Below are 19341 nucleotides of genomic sequence, written 5' to 3' on the forward strand. Positions count from 1 at the left end.
AGACTTTGTTTGCAGCATCGGGACACCTTTTTTCACTCATTAAAAGTACTACCCTATTTCAAATCATTTAGTTATATAATTGAGAAAAATAGTCTAATTTATAATCCTATGAAAAAGAGAATTTTAATTATTAATACTGGCGGTACCATCAGTTGTATTAAAACAGAAAATGGTTATGAACCTGCTGCAGGTTATGTGGAAACTGCATTGGAACAAATACCTTTGCTCAAACATAAAGACATGCCTGAGTATTCGGTAAAAGAATACAGTCCTTTGCTTGACTCATCCAATATGACCGTATACGACTGGAACCGAATAGCCAGGGATATAGCGGATGACTATGCGAATTTTGATGGTTTTGTTGTTTTTCATGGTACTGATACCATGGCATATACAGCATCGGCTTTATCCTTTATGCTGGAAAATTTAAGTAAACCAGTAATTATTACAGGTTCCCAAATTCCTTTATCGGAAGTACGTAATGATGCGATAGATAATGTGGTTACTTCATTATGGCTTTGTGCAAATCAGCCCATACATGAGGTATGCATTTACTTTAATCAACATTTATTACGTGGTAATCGGACACAAAAGATTAGTTCGCAAGGATTTAAAGCATTTGATTCGCCGAATTATCCACGTTTAGCAGCGATAGGAATAGATATTAAGGTACAGAAAAATCTTTTGCTCAAACAGTCGCGGAAGTCATTTCACTTACAAACGATCGAACCTCAATTTATTGCCAATTTTAGGTTATTCCCTGGGTTTGCTACCGATGTTTTAGCTTATATTTTAAATCAACCCTTATGTGGTTTGATCTTAGAAACATATGGCGCAGGCAATGCGCAAAATAATGACCCTCGTTTTTTAAAACTGCTTAAAGATGCTTGTGCGCGCGGTGTGATCATTATTAACTGCACTCAATGCCAACAGGGCGGGGTGGAAATGAGTCAATACGCTACGGGGCATTCCTTAAAAAAAGCAGGACTGATTAGCGGCCATGACATGACCCCTGAAGCAGCACATTGCAAGCTACTGTATTTGCTCAGTAAACGGTTAGACATTTCCGAAATAAAAAGATTGATGGAAACTGATCTTTGTGGGGAATTGACTGCGTAATCGCGAATTTGAAGACTGAATGCCACGCGTGGACCCGGATTGAAACATTTTTATTTGGTTTCGAATTCCGGGGGTTCTTTGCAAGATTATTGCGGATGAGTATACAAAGAGTTAAACGGTTAATGAGGTTTTTGCTTCTTCACTTACTGATGGACATCGTTCTTTAATTTCTTCAAGCGCATTGTCCATAGCGACTTTTAACCGTCCTCTGCTGGGCTTTATGGTAGGTGCTTTAACTTTAGCCACTGCAATCAAGGTTACTTGTACAGGTATGGAGTCAATCGGTTTTGACTCTTCACAAATCCCGGCATTCTCTCTTTGAATTGCGTCTATTGCTTCAATAACAAAAGTCTTACGTAACTCTTTGTAATTAGGTTTTTCCTTATCTAAACCGTCTAGTTTTTCCTTACATTTGAGAATGTGTTTCATCAGACACTCTTCTTTTTTAGCTCTGATTTCTATTGCTGTAGAATGACTAATAGTATTGGAAACGGTTTCGTATATTTTAGCAAGCATGCCTTCTCCAGGAGGGCAAATAATGTGTTCACCCAGGTAATAAGCTGCATGAGCACAGAGTAAGTTAAACGGATCATCATCATCAGCTACATCGATAAAACTAAATGCTCTCTCATTAAGTGACCGATAAAATCGGTCTATACTGGAATTAAGTTCACTTAAGGTGTCATTCAAACCACCTCTTTTCCACGATTTTTTTGCGCGCAAAAGTTCCACCGCAGTGTCTATTTTACTGATCTGCTCTTTTATCGTCGCTAAATTATTTTTATCTGTGTCTTCCGTTGCAAAATCTGAAATGCATTTTTGCAGGGTACGGGTTAGGCCTCTTTGTTGTTCGGAGTGTTTCGTATCGCGAAAATATCCATAAAACATCCCGTTATCATCGGCAATCGAATCTTCTATTGATTTATTCAAAACGCGATCTATAAGTGCTTTCACTGTTCTCACTAATATTGATGGCATAGCTCTACTCCTTGAACTGTAATTTAGTTATCATACCTCTTTTACCTATTTAATATTGAGGCAGATTGTTTTATTGAAAATCTTTAACTTAGGAACTCATAACTCCATGAATTTACAAATTATTATTTTAGCTGCAGGTCAGGGCAAACGGATGTATTCCAGTACTCCTAAAGTACTTCACCAAATTGCAGGGAAGCCCATGTTAACTCGTGTAGTGGAAACCGCACAGCAACTAAATCCTGATGTAATCCATGTTATATACGGTCATGGTGGTGAACAACTTAAGAACTCACTCCCTGACTTACCTGTGCATTGGGTACATCAGGCAGAACAACTAGGTACAGGTCATGCTGTAATGCAGGCTTTACCTTTTATTCCACCAAAAACACAAGTACTTGTTCTATCTGCTGATGTACCGCTTATTCAAGCAGATACGCTACGCGCTTTAATTGCGCGCAGCAATACAGCAAACGCTCATCAATCCATTTTGTCACTCTTAGTTGCCCATCTTGAAGATCCTAGCGGTCTTGGACGTATTGTTAGAGACAACCAAGGTGAAGTTTCCATCATTGTAGAAGAAAAAGATGCAAATGAGCAAGAAAAGAATATAAAAGAAATTTATTCAGGGATTTGTTGTGCCATTTCTGATGATTTAGAAAAGTGGCTGCCCAATTTGGGTAATGATAATGCTCAATCTGAGTACTATCTTACTGAAATTATTGCCTTAGCTGTTGCCAGTCAAACACCAATTAGAACACTGAGTGTAAAAGATAGCGCAGAAATTCAAGGTGTAAATAACCGATTGCAGTTGCAGCAATTAGAACGAATATGGCAAGTACGACATGCTGAAAAATTATTGCAACAGGGAGTAACTATAGCTGATGCAAATCGTTTTGATGTACGCGGTGAGTTAATCTGCGGTAAAGACGTATTTATTGATGTGAATTGTGTGTTTAAAGGAAAGGTAATTCTTGGGGATGGTTGCTCTATAGGACCTAATTGCATACTTACTGATGTAAGTATGGATGCTGGGTGTTCGATTTATGCCAACAGTGTCTTGGAAGGTTGCAACATAGCAAATAATTGTACTATTGGTCCTTTTGCTCGATTAAGAGCAGGCACTGAATTAGCTGCACATTGTAAGATAGGTAATTTTGTTGAAACCAAAAAAGCTATATTTGATGAAGGTTCCAAAGCCAGTCATTTAAGTTATTTGGGTGATGTGAGTTTGGGGAAAGAGGTTAATGTAGGAGCAGGCACCATTACTTGCAATTATGACGGAGTTAATAAACATAAAACCGTCATTGAAGATGGTGTTTTTGTCGGTTCAGACACCCAATTCGTTGCCCCGGTGACTGTAGGTGCTTATGCAACTATAGGAGCAGGCAGTACTATTCGCAAAGATGTTCCTCCTGGTGAATTGACCCTTACTGAATCAAGACAAAAAACCGTCTATGGTTGGAAGCGGCCAGTGAAAAAGGAATCATAAACTTTTACGCTGTATGACTGAAAAGCCATATTTGGCTCAGGTTCAACCTGAGCTCAAATCTGACTTTTCACCAGGATTCAAATATATTTCCAGAACAGCAAGATATTTATCCTGATCATTACGGTCTCGCGACTTGTTCCCGAGGAGTTCCCCACAAAATTTAACTAGGAAAATACGTATTCTACCGTCTACAGTGATGTCTAAAGAACTGTCATCCCTACGCAGGGAAGACGGGTTGCAGAAAATTAGAGCACTCAATCATACTGTAAAGTCGATGCTTTGTTTTTTTCCATATAGGCACAGAACCATAGAATTAAAGGTAGAAAAACCATTGTCATAAATAATTTGTAATGCCAAACATTAGCTACCAAACTAATAATTTGATCGTAAGGATAAATGCCACCGAATAGTAAACTGTAGTCAATTAAACACAATAAGGAATTAGAACAAAAATTAGCAATTAAGATACGTAATGGTCGGTGTAAGCCCCACTTTGAGTTCTTTAAGTGATGTAATAGCAAAGCATTACTGATGAAGGCAACAAATAATGTCAGAGAAGCAGTAGGCAGCCTTTTTAACATAATGTAGTTGTAAAAAGGATTCAAATTAAAAAACGTTGGCGATGGCAAAGCAACGATCCCTATAAGCAAAATATCAAAAGTGAATTGAGTGGCAATAAGGATTAGGCATAACTTTAGATTGACTCGATAACCCCACAGTTCACCGAGTATTGTACTAATCAATAAAGTAACGGGAAAAAATAATGAGCTGGCTGATAGCACCATATATTTATTAATAATCGTTACTATTCTGTATTCGCAAGCTAAACAAATGAGCATTATGACGATCGCAACGCAAATAAAGTAATGGTATAAGGGAAGTGCTTCCCTATCTCGCTCGAGGTCTGAGATAATAGGCAAATTCTGGTATTTCAGTAAAAAGGTTAGATAGAATACACCAATAATGAGCAGTATGATGGAAGCGATCATGAATGAATCAATAAAAATGTGTTTGAAGCTATGAAGATGAACCCCTGAAAATAAGAGAAAAAAATCCAATCCAAAAAAGCTGAGGCCTCCTAACAATGCAAGCAGCATACATTGTTTTGGTGAAGGTAAAACTTTAGTGGTTTTAGGATAAAATAATAGATGCGGTAGATAGAAACTCAGTGCAAAAGCAATAGTAGTTGCAAAGAATTTTTTCGGGATGTCTTCAAAAATAATCTGGTAAACAGGATTGTTATGCATGTATTCGGCTGCGGGTAAGTTTATGAGTATATATACGCCAATACAAAATACATATAAGGCCAGTAAAGAGATATTCAGCAAATGTCTTTGTTCTTTAATGGTGCAATTTCTTAATGCTAATAAATACAAACCTGCAATTAATGGGCAGATCAAACAGTTCACAGAGAACATCAGCCCTTCTATGAGAACGATTTTGAACGATACATTAATTAATAAGATAAGGGAGGTAATAACGCTTACAGTCAGAAATAAAAAACAGGACTGCTGTGAAGGCAATGATTGATTCATATGCTTAGGATTTCCATAACTTTGATTTGCCAATAATTGCCTTGTAATGAACTAATTCGCGCGTAAATATAACACTATTGCATTTAATATGGCAAGTAGTTGCGGAAAATCCTGAGTAATTTTTAGACTATGTACTGATTTAAAGAAAACATGCATAGATCAAAACATTCATGAGGGTGAGCGGGGCTCCAATTTTTATAAATTCAAAAAAATCAAAACCTCTAACACGGTGTTTCTCACAGTTTTGAATAATAATGACGTTACTTGCTGCCCCTAAAATCGATAAATTTCCAGCAATAGTACTTCCTGCTGCTAGGGCTAATAAACTTGAATCAGAAACAGAATGTTGCATGAGAAGCGGTAAATATAAAGCCACCATAGGAACATTAGATATAAATTGACTCAGAATAATACTGATTATCAAAATAGTAGGGACATGGGCAATCGAAAGATGAAAATGATTGATGCTGGTTTGAAAAAAACCACTATCCCACACACTTTGCATCAGGATAAAAATACTTGCAAAAAAAATCAAAGTACTCCAATCCAAGCGTTTGATGAACTTTCTTCGCTGTTTACTGAGTAAAATAGGTAACGATGAGACAAGTGCTATATGGCTGAAATTTAAGTGAATGGATGATTGCATGCAATCGAAAACTATTTTAAGAATGATTAAAAGACATAAAATCATTAAGCTCAGTTTAACTAGTATTACTGTATGGTGATCATGTACAGGCGAAGGAGTAGGTTTTTCAATGGGTTCGTTTAAGGTTTTTTTATAAACAAAACATATGAATAGATAAGTAATGGCAAGATTTATTAATGTGGGTATCGCCAGCAATCTTATAAATTGGAAAAAAGGTGATGGCATCTCTGCTTTGACTGCAATTAATAAGTTTTGGGGATTACCGATAGGACTGAAGGTACTGCCGATGGTGATTGAAAATGCCAGTGCAAAAATTAAAGGTTTGATTAGTTTTTTATGTAATTGGCACAATTGAATGATAATGGGCGTACCTATGATTGCAATTGTATCATTCATGAGTAAGGAAGTGCTTAACCCAAGGATGAATATAATAATGACCAAGGCCTGTTTCCCATTGTGCGCGTGATAGAACATTTTGTCAGTGAGTTGTTCTAAATAGCCGCTGTCTTCTGCCGCTTGCGCGATGAGAAAAACACCGAACAAATAAAGCATCACATCCGGTTCAATTGCTGCAATTGCACGAACTGGGGTGATTTGTTTCAATAATAGCGCAGCTGCAGCGCCTGCAGTGGTAATAAGCCAAATTGGAATGATAATTCGTGTCATTCTGCGAACGGCAATTCCAATTAAGGTGATCAAAAGAATCAAGACAGCTACATACATTCCTTCGATCCCCTTAACTTACTAACTGTATTCAAATGATGAAGACAGTTCCTCTATGGTAGATGATGACCCAAGTTCCGTTTTTTTGAGCGGTGGATTGTTTCCGAGCGTAGGGCGCTGTTTGGTAGAAAATAAACTATTTGCTGATATTAAGGGTAACGTTTTTTGAGGGATTAACTTTTTGGCTTCAATCACTGTGGAAGTTCGTGATGTTTTTAACTCATTTGCTGGAGGTAAAACTTTGACTTGAGGTTCTGGAGGAAGTTCAATAATTCTGTCTGTTTCATGCAAGCCTACATTAGGTGTTCCTTTAGTCAAGAGTATCTCATGAGATACATTATTTCGCTCTATCCATAATTTAAGTGCCATAACAAAATCCCAAAAATCTTCTTTTTTGCTCAACGATAAAAGAAACTCGGATAGCTTTATGGGCAAACCAAAGCGGTAGTTTAATACGACTGGGAGCGTATATTTGACCGTAGATGCGATTGCCGTAGGCGCCGTTGTTAGGGTTTTAACTGGTTTTGCCGCTTCAACGATTTCTATAATATAGAGCAAATCAGTGCGGATGTCAGGCCAAAATTCCTTAATTACTGGATCATTAACTGCATTTTTGGGGCTATGAAACATACTGGGCAGCAGATACTTTGTTGTTTTCTTAAAAAAACCAGGCGGCGCAGGTTTAACTTGCTCCAAATCACTTTCAAGTACTCTGGTTAGGAACTTGAAAACAGTTGATAAAGGAATAAATGGTTTTGCACCTGGAGGCGGTTTAAAATCAATGGGTATTCTTTGCATCAGTCCTGCAAATACAACATCAACAGCAAAACGTTTGGTGCGATCATAAAGCACTAAAGGATCGACAGGAATTTTATCTTTTGCCGATCGGACCAACGGCAAAGACATGTGCGATGCGACATTAATGTGTGCTAAAAGTAATAAGTGACGCAATGTTCTAAGGTAAAGATATGGCGGTGTGCCTACAGTGGACTCAAAGGCATAATCCATCAAGTACGAGGTTCCAGTATAAGCTAAACCCAAAGACAATATGGATTCAGATTTCATGGCCTTATGCCGCTCACAGCGTTCTGGCGTTGCCATGCGTGTAATGTATTCCCCATAAAAATAGATGGCTAATATCCATGCGATTTGCTCCCCGTAGGGAAGAGATCTACTAATTCCCCAAAGCACGAGATCATTAAAGGCCAATACTAAGGGCTCGCGCAGTGACCCTTTAAATTTTCGTTTGAAATTACAATCCTCCTCTTTTTCTCCACAGAGTGTTGGGGGAGGTGGGTTGAGCTTTTTTTTATGCTCGTTAAAAGCGGAGGAACCTAATGCATCAAGCGCTAAAGTATGTGCCATTAATTTAGGTACCTGCCTGTACGTAAATCCCCATACTGCGTAATTCATTAAAGTCAAGGTAGGTAGAACTGCATAGGACGTCAACATTGCTGTTGGGTCTGTTGGGCGCAAATAATTTTGAATGCTATTATTTGCGAAATGTACTGCGGCGACTGGCAGAACATCATAAAAAAGTATATTTCCCGCTCCATTGACGATTTTCATCACTGGAGGAGTAACTACTGCAGGAACTGCCTCGCGTAAGGCTAAGATTTGTTCGGCTACATAAAACGCTGTATTTGCAGCGTAGCCTGCGGTTTGTTTTATGGCGTTATTCCAAAGCCATGTTGCTCCATCACCAAGTGACTTGGTTCCATCAACTACAGAAGTCCACCAGTTCATAGTATTGCCCTCCCTGCAACAACGAAATTTTATTGTATGAGTAAAAAATTAGAAATGCTAGTCTTTTTCTCATGAAGCCCAGGAAGATTACATGTTGCTACGATTCTATTAAAATTTTTATCTGAATAAGACAAAGTGGGTTATTTTTCGTCTTTCAATTCGACTATGCCGATATCATCGCTAATAAATTGCTTTTTCCACGGTAAATCACGATAGGTTTGTCCTTTTTTAAGCGGTAAAATAGGATATTTAATTACATCGAAAAAAGGTGAAAGATCAAAATCACTTGGTGTGTAAAGACTAGGATTTCTTTGAATTAATGTATAGCCCGTTTTATCTTTTTTAATCACAGGCAAAATAGGATAATTTACGGATTGAAATACATTGGCAATCATCGAAGAACATATGTCCTCTGTTGGTTGTAATGCATTATGCTGGAATAGTGAGGATCGCCATCTACGAGGAAAGAAACTCCAGGGAAAAATAAATCGTGCCAGATCAAAAAGATGTCGCAAGCTGTAGTTTTTACCAATTTTATTAATCGCTGCAGCAATCACTTTTTCTCTATCTTCCGGCAAAAGAGAAGAGGGCCGCAAAATACGTATGTGGTCATTTTTATATTCATCCACACTGGAAATCTGAGTTCCTTCACCCAGTATGCTTTCTATAATAAACTGCGTTGAGGTGAAATTCTGTGTCTGTTTTTGAACGACCTCGCGTAATGAGGGATTGGTGATGTCTTCAATGCGACCAATGTACAAAGCAGCATGAGTCCAGGTACTCTCGGAAATAAGCCGGATAATATTCCCCATCCGTGTGTGGCTTTCTACTAAGAGTACATCCCCAGGTTGTATCTCTTGGGTCATTTGCTCAAAATCGTATAAATAAGTTCTTTTGATTACCTTATCTTCTTTTGATAAGAAGCGATAAAATTTTAATAAGATAAAATTTATAAAGGCATTTTTCTTCCGCTCTTTCATAGTTGTTATCCATAACAAATATTTCTGAATACAGTTTGAGGTAACAAACTGAATCTTCTACATACTTCTTTTTTATAGGTTTTTATCAGGGTACTCACAAAGATCCTGAATGATGCACGTTTTACATTGAGGACGGCGTGCAGTGCATACATACCGTCCATGTAAAACAAGCCAGTGATGCGCATCTTTTAGAAATTTAGCTTCAATATTTTTTATGAGTGCTTTTTCTACTTCTAAAGGAGTTTTTCCTTTAGCAAGGCCAGTACGATTAGATACCCTGAATATATGAGTATCTACAGCCACTGTAGGTTCGCCAAAAGCTGTATTCAGGATTACATTAGCTGTTTTACGGCCTACTCCCGGCAAAGATTCCAAGTCATTACGTTGATCGGGTACTTTCCCGTTGTACTTTTTGACCAGCAACGCACAGGTTTTCATAATATTTTGTGCCTTGCTATTATAAAGACCTATAGATTTTATATAATCTTTAAGTTTTTCCAAGCCCAATTCAAGAATACCCTGGGGGGTGTTCGCTACTGGAAATAACTTGGCTGTTGCTTTATTTACGCCAACATCAGTTGCTTGTGCTGAAAGAATGACAGCAATTAATAATTCAAAAGGAGAATGGTAAACCAACTCCGTAGTTGGATGTGGATTTTGTTCACGAAAACGCACAAAAATTTCATGGCGCTGCTTTTTATTCATGAGTTTTTTTCGCTTTTACACGTGCCAATGCTTGTTGAATATAGTTTTGCTTGGCTTGTAAGTCTTGAGTCTTATCTGTTTTCAATGCAAGTTGGCGCTTTTCTCTATAAGCCTGTTGTTTTTCATGTTCCTCACGTAATAAACGTGTTTGTTTGGCATTAAAGCGCGTGCGTGCTATGTCTTTATCATAGTGTATATCCGGTAAAGTAACCATCTCAATACAATCTACTGGACATGGAGCAACACACAAGCCACAACCGGTACATTCATGGTTGATAACCGCATGCATTAATTTACCACTGCCAATAATTGCATCTACCGGGCAGGCTTTGATGCATTTGGTGCACCCAATACATTCTGCTTCACGAATGACCGCAACAGAGGGTGCCCGGGTATTCGTGCGTGCACTCTGCAAATAAGGGGCAGGATCAATATTGAGTAAAGCACCTAATGCTTTGACGGTAGTAACTCCTCCGGGAGGGCATTTATTAATTGGAGCTGCCCCTTGAGCCAAAGCTTCGGCATAGGGCAAGCAGCCAGGGTAATCGCATTCGCCACATTGAGTTTGTGGCAAAAGCGCATCAATTTCTTTAACTGAGGCCATGGTACACCTGTTTGGATTGCTCCAGCATGGCTTGTATTTTTTCCTTTTCAACACGAACCATTAAAGGCTGGAAGGTATTGAGATGATGATTGAGCAAAGGCTGATTAATTGATTCCCAGTTAAGGGGTTCGCAATTTAAAAAATCTTCAGAGGCTTTTGCCATCAAAGGCAATACGGGTTTTAAATAAGTGATTAAGATCCGAAATAAATTAATTCCCATGGTACAAATAGCCTGGACTTCGGCTAAGCGTCCTTCTTCTTTTGCTAATACCCAGGGTTTATGGGTATCTATATACTGATTCACTTTATCGGCGCAATCCATAATCTGGCGAATAGCGCGTGCATAATCACGAGAAATAAAAGATTCAATCACTTCAGCGCGCACATCAAGTAGTTCTGCATACAATTGTGGATCACTTAAGCTGCTACTTAAACGGTTATCAAATCGCTTATTGATAAAACCGGCACAACGACTGGCAATATTGACTACCTTACCCACGAGATCTGCATTGATCCTGTTGATGAAATCATCAAAATTTAAATCCAAATCATCAACGCGACCGTTTAGTTTGGCGGCAAAATAATAACGGAGGTATTCGGGATGCAGATGCTCCAGATAAGTCCGTGCTTCAAGAAAAGTGCCACGTGATTTTGACATTTTCTGACCATCAACGGTTAAAAAGCCATGGGTGTACACGGCTGTAGGCATGCGATGGCCGCTAGCAGCAAGCATGGCAGGCCAAAACAAAGCATGGAAGTAAACAATGTCTTTACCAACGAAATGGTATAACTCAGTGGTAGAGTCTTTATCCCAAAATTCTGCAAAAGAAATGCCTTGTTCATCGCAGTATTTTTTAAAACTGGCCATATAACCTATAGGGGCATCAAGCCAGACATAGAAGTATTTGTCTGTAGTCCCAGGAATGGGAAATCCAAAATAAGGGGCATCACGCGAGATATCCCATTGTTTTAATCCTGCGGCAAACCACTCATCCAGCTTATTCGCTACTTCAGCTTGCAAATGTCCGCTACGGGTCCATTCTTTTAAAAGCGACTCATAACGGGGCAGATCAAAGAAGTAATGCTCTGAATCTTTTTCTATAGGTTTGGCTCCTGAAATAGCGGATACCGCATCAATCAAATCCGTAGGTGAGTAGGTTGCACCACAGACCTCACAGTTATCCCCATATTGATCGTGAGCACTACATTTGGGACATGTTCCTTTGACGTAGCGATCAGGTAAAAACATTTGTTTTACGGGATCATAAGCTTGCCGTATGGTTCTTTTAATAATAGAACCATTTGCTTGCAATGACTCGTAAATGCCTGCAGCTAAGGCCTGGTTTTCCGGAGAGTGGGTCGTATGATAACAGTCATAATCGATCGCAAACGCTTTGAAGTCATGTTCATGGCTTTGCTTTATTTCGGCAGTTAAGGCTTCTGGAGTAATCCCTATTTGTTCTGCTTTTAACATAATCGGGGTGCCATGCGCATCGTCACCACAGATACTGATGCAATCGATTCCAGACATTTTGTGGGTACGTACCCAAATATCCGTTTGAATATGCTCTACTAAATGTCCAAGATGTAAATGTCCATTTGCGTAAGGTAAGGCGCTGGTGACCAGCATTTTACGTTGTTTCGCCATTAATTCAGTACCTGCTTGTATGAAAATGACAGATTATAACGCATGTGAGCCATAAATGCTGTAGGTAACTGAGTTATGTTATGGAGCAAATCGTAGTGCCATTGCATAAAAAAGAAAATTCTAAAATGTAGGCCTATCGTTTGGTGTTTATTTCATTCCTTTGGGGTTACGCCGTGTAAGTAATTCATTAGAAATAAAAAACGCGGCATGCGCCGCGTTTTGCATTCCTACTTTAATACAGATTATTGGCTGTTGCTCAAAGAGAGTGTGTCTTTATGAACAACTTCTTCTTCATCTTTCTTCTTAGTAACAGTTGTGCTCAAAGGAGATGAGAATTGAGGTACGTCTTCATCACGTTTCAGAGTAACTACAGTGCCTGATGAGCGCTTCTCTGAGCTTACTTCTGAACGCTTAGTTGAAGTTAAGGTCGTGTATGGGTTGCTGGTAGTAGTAAAAATAGTTTGGTCTAAACCAGTACCTTTACCCAAACTGTGTTCATCATCTTCTTCTTCATCGTGCAGTATTTCAACTCTGCTTTTTTGGCTCTTGCTACGAAGACCCTTGCAGCATTCAGCAAGCCAGTTAATTGCGTTACCAGCAGCAGCAGCTACGTAAGTTGCTACAGAAACAGCAGCAGCAGTTAATGCAGCAGCAAGACCGATTTGTGCAATGGTGCTAGCGCCAGCAATTGCAGCAATAGAAAGACCGGCGATTGAGAAAGTAGCAACTGCAGTTAGAGCAGCAGGCCACAAGAATAAAGTAAGTGCAACTGCGCCGGCAGCAAGTAGAGAAAGCCATGCAGCAGTAGCGATTGCTTTTTTATGGTTAGAGAGGAAATCAGCAGTTGAACGGCTAACAATTTTAATACCGTCAGCTATATAACCTACTAAACCAGGTGTTGTTACAGGTTTACCATTGAGATCTGTTTTAACTCTTTCTACGCCGTCTCTACCTTTTTCTTTTACAGTAGAACCTAATAATAGATTAGACAGACCTGTGAAAGCATTCGCGGGGAGGTACGCAATCGTACTCATAACTTCTTTAAATTTCATGTGTTACTCCAAGGTTATAAATCAGGGCAAATAATAGCAATGATTTTGCTACATGTGAATCAAAAATGCTCAATTTGTTGTAACAAAAGTGTAAAAATATTTGATTTTTTTGCGTGAATAGTGTAATAAATGAACAAGATTTATATTAATAAAACCTTAAGGTTTATTTTTGATCAGAAAGAGGTTTGAGCATATTGTAGAGGAAAGGGAACTACACAATTTAATGATAATTCCCCTGTCATTTTGTCAATGATCGGAACGGCGATATAAAGTAGGATCATCAATTCCAGCACCAAGAAAGCCGCGCTTTCTAAAAGTACAACTATCACATTGACCACATGCTTCACCTGCATCATTTGCCTGATAACATGAAACAGTTAAGCTGTAATCTACACCCAAACTCACCCCCAATTGGATCGTTTCTATCTTGCTTAAATGTTGTAAGGGTGCATGGATGGTGAATTGATCACCGCTTATCCCTGCTTTAGTTGCCAAATTGGCTAAATTTTGAAATGATTGGATAAATTCAGGGCGGCAATCAGGATAATGAGAATAATCAACAGAGCTTGCACCGATAAAAATCTCTCTTGCTCCTATAGATTCTGCGAAACCTAAGGCCATAGCAAGGAAAATAGTATTGCGTGCAGGCACATAAGTAACTGGAATGTCAGAGCCCCCCTGAAAAGATGGTACTTCTATATTAGAATCTGTCAAAGCTGAATTACGAAATAATGCAGTATCTAAGGTGACAATGTGATGTGTCGCAACATTATAATACTGAGCAATGCGTTGTGCAGCGAGCAACTCAGCTGAATGCCTTTGTCCATAAGAAAAGCTGATTGTGTAGCAGGAAAAGCCTTTTGAGCGAGCCAAAGCCAGGCAAGTAGTTGAATCTAGGCCGCCAGATAATAGGACTACCGCTTTTTTCATGATCTATAATTCTCCAAATTTACTCATTTTTGTAACTTCTTAAATAAGTCCGGGTAAGAACTGCTGGCTACGTTCTGCGGCTTGTCCGCAGATCCAGGAATCTTGCTCTGAGTCTAGAGCTCTGGATCCTGCGGACAATCTGTAGGACGTGGGCGATTATAATTGCCCAGACTTCTTGGGTAGTTAGCTTTTTTTAGGTTTAAAATGCTGCTAGAATGCGCGCATTATGCCATAACATGGAACTTTATGACGACTACTCTTTATCCCGTTATCCTTGCAGGCGGTTCTGGAACTCGTTTATGGCCTTTATCTCGTAAAAATTATCCGAAGCAATTCTTGGCTTTAAATGGTGAACTGTCCCTTTTGCAACAAACTGTGCAAAGAGCACAGAATCTGATAAATACTCATGCCCTTATTGTAAGTAATGATGCGCATTATTTTCTTTGTCAGGAGCAATTAAATCATTTAACTCATTCAATGACTTATCTGCTGGAGCCTTGTGCCCGCAATACAGCTCCAGCAATTGCTTGTGCTGCTCATTATTTATCGCAAATCGCCGGTCCTGATGCAGTCATGTTGGTACTTCCATCAGATCATTGGATCGCTGATGATGTAGCATGGCAAGAAGCAATGTTACTGGGAACGCAATTTGCTGCAGAGCATCAGGCTTTAATTACTTTTGGTATCCAGCCGGACAGCCCTAAAACTGGATATGGTTATATAGAAGCAGGGTTGCCATTAACTGATAGAGTACAGCAGGTTTTACGTTTCAGAGAAAAACCGGCACTTGAGCAAGCAAAAGAATTTATTGCCAATGGAAATTATTTTTGGAATAGCGGTATGTTTGTTTGCCGGGCTGGCGTATACCTTCAGGAGTTGGTCGAATATCAGCCAGACATTCATTATTTTAGTCAGCAAGCCGTTTTAAAAGCACAACATCACCATGATTTTTTACGTCTTGATTTAGAATGCTTTTCTCGTTGCGAGGCCGAATCCATTGATTATGCAATTATGGAAAAGACGAATAAAGCTGCGGTTATACCTGTTTCCATGCAGTGGAGCGATTTAGGGTGTTGGTCTGCAGTAGCGGATGCAAATACACCCGATCAAGACGGCAACACGGTTACTGGAAAAGTGATTGCACAGCAGAGTTCTAATTGCCTGATCCACAGCACCGACATTTTAGTGACTGCAATAGGAGTACAAGATCAAATCATTGTTGCTACCCAAGATGCTGTGTTGGTGGCGGACAAGCAATATTCACAACACGTTAAAGATTTAGTGAGTTCTTTAAATAAAGATCATCATCAATTGACCCAAGATCACCAACGCGTGTCTCGTCCTTGGGGATATTATGAAGTTTTGGCTGAGGGGGCTTCTTTTAAAGTAAAACGACTCATGGTAAAACCTGGTGCTCGTTTGTCCTTACAAATGCATCAACATCGGGCCGAACATTGGGTTGTTGTTTCTGGAAAGGCAGAAGTAATTAATGACACGCAAACGATTTATTTATCGGTAAATCAATCAACGTACATCGCACAAAATACGCTTCATCGTTTAAGTAATCCAGGCAATGAACCACTTTATGTTATTGAAGTTCAAAGTGGTGCGTATTTAGGCGAGGATGATATTAAACGCTTTGATGACATCTACGCGCGCGAGCTTTCCTAACAGGGTGCTTAAAAATATTTATAGGATAGGGCTGCGGCGGCTCCCAGAGAATATATGACGGAAAACCTTTGTTTCCTTAAGGTAAGCTTAAGCTCTTATTCCTATTTATTATTTTATGCAAATTTTAGTTTCAATAGTGTAAATCAACGAATGCACATCTTGTTTTTAAAATTAGTGCTATGTTATAAAAAAGAACATATTAATTTTTTTACTGTGATTAAATGAATTAGTCGCCGAAATTCATAAGCACAGAGGTGACATTATGGCAACGAGTAGCGCAGTTCTGCAATCCTTTCTTAGAGATGCATTTAAAGATGACAAGAAATTTGCTGATTTGAGCTTCGAGGACTTGCTACAGTACAACCGCACTGAATGTGGCCTTATTCAGCTTGATTTTCTGCCAACAACATTTGCTGAACTTCCTAAATTTTTTACAGAAGATAGAGAAAATAATGATGTAGTCTTTCTCTATGAAAATACACTTTATTATGGAGATAAAAAAGGTAATCGTATTCGTAAGTTGGAACTTCCCAAGGAGCCTGAGAAACCCCAAGAGCCCCCGGAGCCTGTGGCGTTTGAAGAATCTGATGAATTGGAGCAGTCAAAAGCAAAGAAACAGAGAACAGATCCTGAATACCTTAAATATCTTGAGGAATATACTCAATACGAGTCGGCGTATGCTGAATATATTAAACAGATAAATGCTTATAGTAGCCTAAAGAGCTCATGCTCTGGCACCTACAAACGGGCAAGAGGTGAGGAGCTGGATTATATACGGAAATTAACAAACCGTGCTTATACTGAGCGTCGTAGCAATGATTTTCTTCCTTCATTGAATTTTTATTTAGGGATACTGGCTAATACAGACAGAGCTATGCTCCCATATATAGAGCATATTCCAGAACGAAAAGAAGAGTTGATCTTTAATCTGAGAATTACTCTGTTGCTTTTGCTGGCACAAAAACGACACGAAATAGAATATCAGAAAACTGAAAACGTAAACACTTATAATCAACATATTAAACGATGCTCAGAACTTCTTATGCGCTTGGATTCTGAATATCAACAACGAATCAGGATGCATTATGCAGAGACCCATGAAGCAAAACCAGTAAAATATTTGGGCATTCCCCTTGGGCAATTATTGGCTAAGGATATGGTTGATTTACCTGGGGGTACAACCAAGACCATTAAAGAGTACATGGGTAAAATCAATGAAGGTCGACTTTATTGGGTTTGGGGTTCATCTTTTTTAAAAACAGTAGTTGGCTTGCTGCCTGATTATATGTATGCGGGACAAGGGCCCGAAGCCATGAAAACTCCGGATCCTTTCACGGGAAATTTGAGCTGGACTTTATATTATGCACGTTTTTTCCTGGAGTTGGGTTTATTGCTCAAACATACCATAAAAGGTTCATGGATGAGTGAGGAGGAAGCAAAAATACCTCCGGAAGAACGTTTTCTCACCCAATTCGCACAAAGAAAATTTGCTTTATTGAATGATTTTATTTGGGGAACGGCTAATTTGTTTTGCTTCTTCTGGCTTAACGGAAAAGGTGCGTTGGGTACTGCAGGAGATGTTGTCACTCTTGTTCTTTTAGTTTTTGATATCGCCATGACGGCATGGGAATTTGAGGAGCAAAGAATAAAATATCATAAGGCCATGCTGCAATATGATGAAGATCTTGAACGGTTAGGAAAACAACTTCAAGTTTTTAAAGATATAAAAGATAGGGAGCTTCGAGACAGTGAACGACAGGAAAAACGCCAAATTGAGATACAAATTCGCACCTTGGAACGAGAAAAGTTAAAGTGCTACAGAGATTGGCAACTGCAAAAAGTATCCTTAATCAATAATATTGCCTATGCTGTTGGTCTTATGTTGGCTTTTTTAGTCTTAACTGCGCCATTTATGCCTATATCAGCTCCAGTATTAGGTATCATGGTGATTGTTGGCGCGGCAGCATGTCTTGCATTTACTATTATTAATAATGCAATCAAAGGTGGCATTGAGCTTTATAAAACCTATAAAACAATGCAAGAGCATAAGCAGGATCATGATGCCAAAGTAAAAGAGTTACTGGTCCTATTAAGAAAGCCAAATTTAAAAAAAGATGACGAGAAAAAACTTCTTTATCTTGAAATCAGGCAACTTCAGGCAGAAACAGAATATCAGAAGCAGATGATGATTTATCAATCAGTGAATTTAGCACGACGTATTATGATTGAAGCTTTAGTTCCTGTTGTTGTTTTGGCAAGTGTAGTGGCTATACCTCTGGGAGGGCTTGGTATTATACCTGTACTTATTGCTGCAATAGCGTTAGCAATTGCGACGCAGATGCTCGTGGATGCACTATTTAAACCTGAGGAAAAAAAGGCATTAGAATTTGATGAGGAATCATATGATAAGTTTTGTAAGGAGCTTCTTGAGCAGCCTAAACTTGAACGCGACCGTCTTTTCTCTTCTGGTGAGGAAAGGGAGCCCCTAGTGAATAAAGGAGATAATTCAATAGATCCTACTCCTACAGTTGAATATTAATCGGGGTTCCGATTTAACCGTAACCCCGATTTCGCTGCGTCTCATCCAGACTAGGGTTGATTTAGTATTTGAACTAGACACCTTATTTAAAATTTTTTCATTAAAATTCAATGGGGTTATGTAAAAATAAAAAACTGGCATTCATCATCTTCTTCTGTATAATGTTCAAAAGAAGCCTGACACGGAGTGTCTTAATGAAAAAGCTCCCTATCCTGTTGTTGCTTGTTTTTTCTGTTAACGTTATTGCTTCTGTTGCGCTGGGTGATGCGTGTGATACGCATGCAGGCATGTCTGATTCTTATGTCTTGGCGCTTAGTTCGCAGCCGGGTTTTTGTCAAACATATGGATATGAAGCAGGTAAACCCGAGTGCATGCATTTACCTAAAAATTCCTATCAAGCAAAACATCTGACCTTACATGGTTTATGGCCCAATCAATATGCCTGCGGACAAAGTTATGGATATTGTGGCGTAAAGCAGAAATCCAATCACTGTGCCTATCCTCCATTAAATTTATCATCCTCGGTATCTGAGCATTTGCAAAAGATAATGCCCAGTTATCGTTATGGAAGCTGTTTGGAGCGTCATGAATGGAATAAACATGGCAGTTGTCAAATTTTATCTGCCGATGAATATTTTTCACTGGCCATGCGTTTGACTGAAGCAGTGGATAATTCTGTTTTGGGGCATTATTTAACGGAACATCAGGGGCAAAAGGTTCCTTTAACTGTGTTGCGGAAGATGGTAGGCCAAGCATTTGGTAAAAATAATTCCGGGAAAGTTTATTTAGGATGTAGAAATGGCATATTAGTTGACATTTATATTCAATTGCCTGCATTGATTCCTTTCGATGAATCTTTAGAGTCTCTAGTTGATAGTGCGCCTAATTCTCAAGTGAATGATACTTGTCCTGCCAATGTCATGCTTTCTAATTTTAATAAAGGAAGTTGGTTTTAGTAGCCTTGCACATTGTCAGA

General features: G+C 39.0%; 15 protein-coding genes. 5 read left to right on the forward strand and 10 right to left on the reverse strand.

What is annotated here, in order from left to right; genetic code table 11:
- The first annotated feature begins 108 nt into the window (after positions 1–108).
- Positions 109–1119, forward strand: a complete 1011-nt coding sequence (gene ansA, locus DY223_RS00740; RefSeq protein ID WP_058458307.1) for an asparaginase — start codon at positions 109–111, stop codon at positions 1117–1119.
- Between the two features lie 111 nt (positions 1120–1230).
- Here the strand turns inward: ansA and DY223_RS00745 are convergent, their stop codons facing one another.
- Positions 1231–2097 (reverse strand): hypothetical protein, encoded by an 867-nt coding sequence (locus DY223_RS00745; RefSeq protein ID WP_058458308.1) that lies wholly within the window; start codon positions 2095–2097, stop codon positions 1231–1233.
- 106 nt (positions 2098–2203) lie between these two features.
- Between DY223_RS00745 and glmU the strand changes: the two genes are divergently transcribed.
- A complete protein-coding gene (gene glmU / locus DY223_RS00750) occupies positions 2204–3586 on the forward strand; it encodes a bifunctional UDP-N-acetylglucosamine diphosphorylase/glucosamine-1-phosphate N-acetyltransferase GlmU (RefSeq protein WP_058458309.1) in 1383 nt (460 codons plus the stop codon).
- A gap of 254 nt (positions 3587–3840) precedes the next feature.
- On the opposite strand, the gene DY223_RS00755 is transcribed toward glmU, so the two are convergent.
- From DY223_RS00755 to queC, 9 genes are all read right to left on the reverse strand, one after another.
- Positions 3841–5121 carry a VUT family protein gene (locus DY223_RS00755; RefSeq protein WP_058458310.1) on the reverse strand — a complete coding sequence of 427 codons (1281 nt, stop codon included), beginning with the start codon at positions 5119–5121 and terminating at the stop codon, positions 3841–3843.
- Between the two features lie 139 nt (positions 5122–5260).
- Positions 5261–6490, reverse strand: coding sequence for an SLC13 family permease (locus DY223_RS00760; protein WP_058458311.1), 1230 nt, complete (start codon positions 6488–6490; stop codon positions 5261–5263).
- 21 nt (positions 6491–6511) lie between these two features.
- Positions 6512–8236, reverse strand: a complete 1725-nt coding sequence (locus DY223_RS00765; RefSeq protein WP_058458312.1) for a hypothetical protein — start codon at positions 8234–8236, stop codon at positions 6512–6514.
- A 140-nt stretch (positions 8237–8376) separates the two neighbouring features.
- Complete coding sequence (locus DY223_RS00770; protein WP_058458313.1) at positions 8377–9216, reverse strand: YiiX/YebB-like N1pC/P60 family cysteine hydrolase; 840 nt, start codon at positions 9214–9216, stop codon at positions 8377–8379.
- A gap of 72 nt (positions 9217–9288) precedes the next feature.
- Positions 9289–9921 (reverse strand): endonuclease III, encoded by a 633-nt coding sequence (nth, locus tag DY223_RS00775; RefSeq protein ID WP_058458314.1) that lies wholly within the window; start codon positions 9919–9921, stop codon positions 9289–9291.
- Entirely contained in the window at positions 9914–10525 is a 612-nt protein-coding gene (locus DY223_RS00780) for an RnfABCDGE type electron transport complex subunit B (protein ID WP_058458315.1), read from the reverse strand. Before DY223_RS00780 ends, nth begins: the two co-directional genes overlap by 8 nt.
- The gene (metG, locus tag DY223_RS00785; protein ID WP_058458316.1) at positions 10512–12173 is read right to left on the reverse strand and encodes a methionine--tRNA ligase; all 1662 of its coding nucleotides are present in this window, start codon (positions 12171–12173) and stop codon (positions 10512–10514) included. The genes DY223_RS00780 and metG overlap by 14 nt, the downstream gene beginning before the upstream one ends.
- Before the next feature lie 242 nt (positions 12174–12415).
- Positions 12416–13225, reverse strand: coding sequence for a hypothetical protein (locus tag DY223_RS00790; protein ID WP_058458317.1), 810 nt, complete (start codon positions 13223–13225; stop codon positions 12416–12418).
- Positions 13226–13471: 246 nt separating this feature from the next.
- On the reverse strand, positions 13472–14155 hold the full coding sequence (queC, locus tag DY223_RS00795; protein ID WP_058458318.1) for a 7-cyano-7-deazaguanine synthase QueC: 684 nt from the start codon (positions 14153–14155) through the stop codon (positions 13472–13474).
- Between the two features lie 246 nt (positions 14156–14401).
- Here queC and DY223_RS00800 point away from each other — a divergent pair, with 246 nt between their 5' ends.
- From DY223_RS00800 to DY223_RS00810, 3 genes are all read left to right on the forward strand, one after another.
- Complete coding sequence (locus DY223_RS00800; RefSeq protein ID WP_058458319.1) at positions 14402–15826, forward strand: mannose-1-phosphate guanylyltransferase/mannose-6-phosphate isomerase; 1425 nt, start codon at positions 14402–14404, stop codon at positions 15824–15826.
- Positions 15827–16088: 262 nt separating this feature from the next.
- A complete protein-coding gene (locus DY223_RS00805) occupies positions 16089–18365 on the forward strand; it encodes an AAA family ATPase (protein WP_058458320.1) in 2277 nt (758 codons plus the stop codon).
- 194 nt (positions 18366–18559) lie between these two features.
- Positions 18560–19321, forward strand: a complete 762-nt coding sequence (locus tag DY223_RS00810) for a ribonuclease T2 family protein (protein ID WP_058458321.1) — start codon at positions 18560–18562, stop codon at positions 19319–19321.
- The last annotated feature ends 20 nt before the right edge of the window (positions 19322–19341 follow it).

Source organism: Legionella bozemanae, assembly GCF_900450575.1.
GTDB classification, from domain to species: domain Bacteria; phylum Pseudomonadota; class Gammaproteobacteria; order Legionellales; family Legionellaceae; genus Legionella; species Legionella bozemanae.

Excerpts from the sequence above, each read along its gene's own strand:
- DY223_RS00765 (WP_058458312.1), bottom strand. The coding sequence starts at position 8,236 with ATGAACTGGTGGACTTCTGTAGTTGATGGAACCAAGTCACTTGGTGAT.
- metG (WP_058458316.1), bottom strand. The coding sequence starts at position 12,173 with ATGGCGAAACAACGTAAAATGCTGGTCACCAGCGCCTTACCTTACGCA.
- DY223_RS00810 (WP_058458321.1), top strand. The coding sequence starts at position 18,560 with ATGAAAAAGCTCCCTATCCTGTTGTTGCTTGTTTTTTCTGTTAACGTT.
- nth (WP_058458314.1), bottom strand. The coding sequence starts at position 9,921 with ATGAATAAAAAGCAGCGCCATGAAATTTTTGTGCGTTTTCGTGAACAA.
- glmU (WP_058458309.1), top strand. The coding sequence starts at position 2,204 with ATGAATTTACAAATTATTATTTTAGCTGCAGGTCAGGGCAAACGGATG.
- ansA (WP_058458307.1), top strand. The coding sequence starts at position 109 with ATGAAAAAGAGAATTTTAATTATTAATACTGGCGGTACCATCAGTTGT.
- DY223_RS00745 (WP_058458308.1), bottom strand. The coding sequence starts at position 2,097 with ATGCCATCAATATTAGTGAGAACAGTGAAAGCACTTATAGATCGCGTT.
- DY223_RS00760 (WP_058458311.1), bottom strand. The coding sequence starts at position 6,490 with ATGTATGTAGCTGTCTTGATTCTTTTGATCACCTTAATTGGAATTGCC.
- DY223_RS00780 (WP_058458315.1), bottom strand. The coding sequence starts at position 10,525 with ATGGCCTCAGTTAAAGAAATTGATGCGCTTTTGCCACAAACTCAATGT.
- DY223_RS00800 (WP_058458319.1), top strand. The coding sequence starts at position 14,402 with ATGACGACTACTCTTTATCCCGTTATCCTTGCAGGCGGTTCTGGAACT.
- DY223_RS00755 (WP_058458310.1), bottom strand. The coding sequence starts at position 5,121 with ATGAATCAATCATTGCCTTCACAGCAGTCCTGTTTTTTATTTCTGACT.
- queC (WP_058458318.1), bottom strand. The coding sequence starts at position 14,155 with ATGAAAAAAGCGGTAGTCCTATTATCTGGCGGCCTAGATTCAACTACT.
- DY223_RS00805 (WP_058458320.1), top strand. The coding sequence starts at position 16,089 with ATGGCAACGAGTAGCGCAGTTCTGCAATCCTTTCTTAGAGATGCATTT.
- DY223_RS00770 (WP_058458313.1), bottom strand. The coding sequence starts at position 9,216 with ATGAAAGAGCGGAAGAAAAATGCCTTTATAAATTTTATCTTATTAAAA.
- DY223_RS00790 (WP_058458317.1), bottom strand. The coding sequence starts at position 13,225 with ATGAAATTTAAAGAAGTTATGAGTACGATTGCGTACCTCCCCGCGAAT.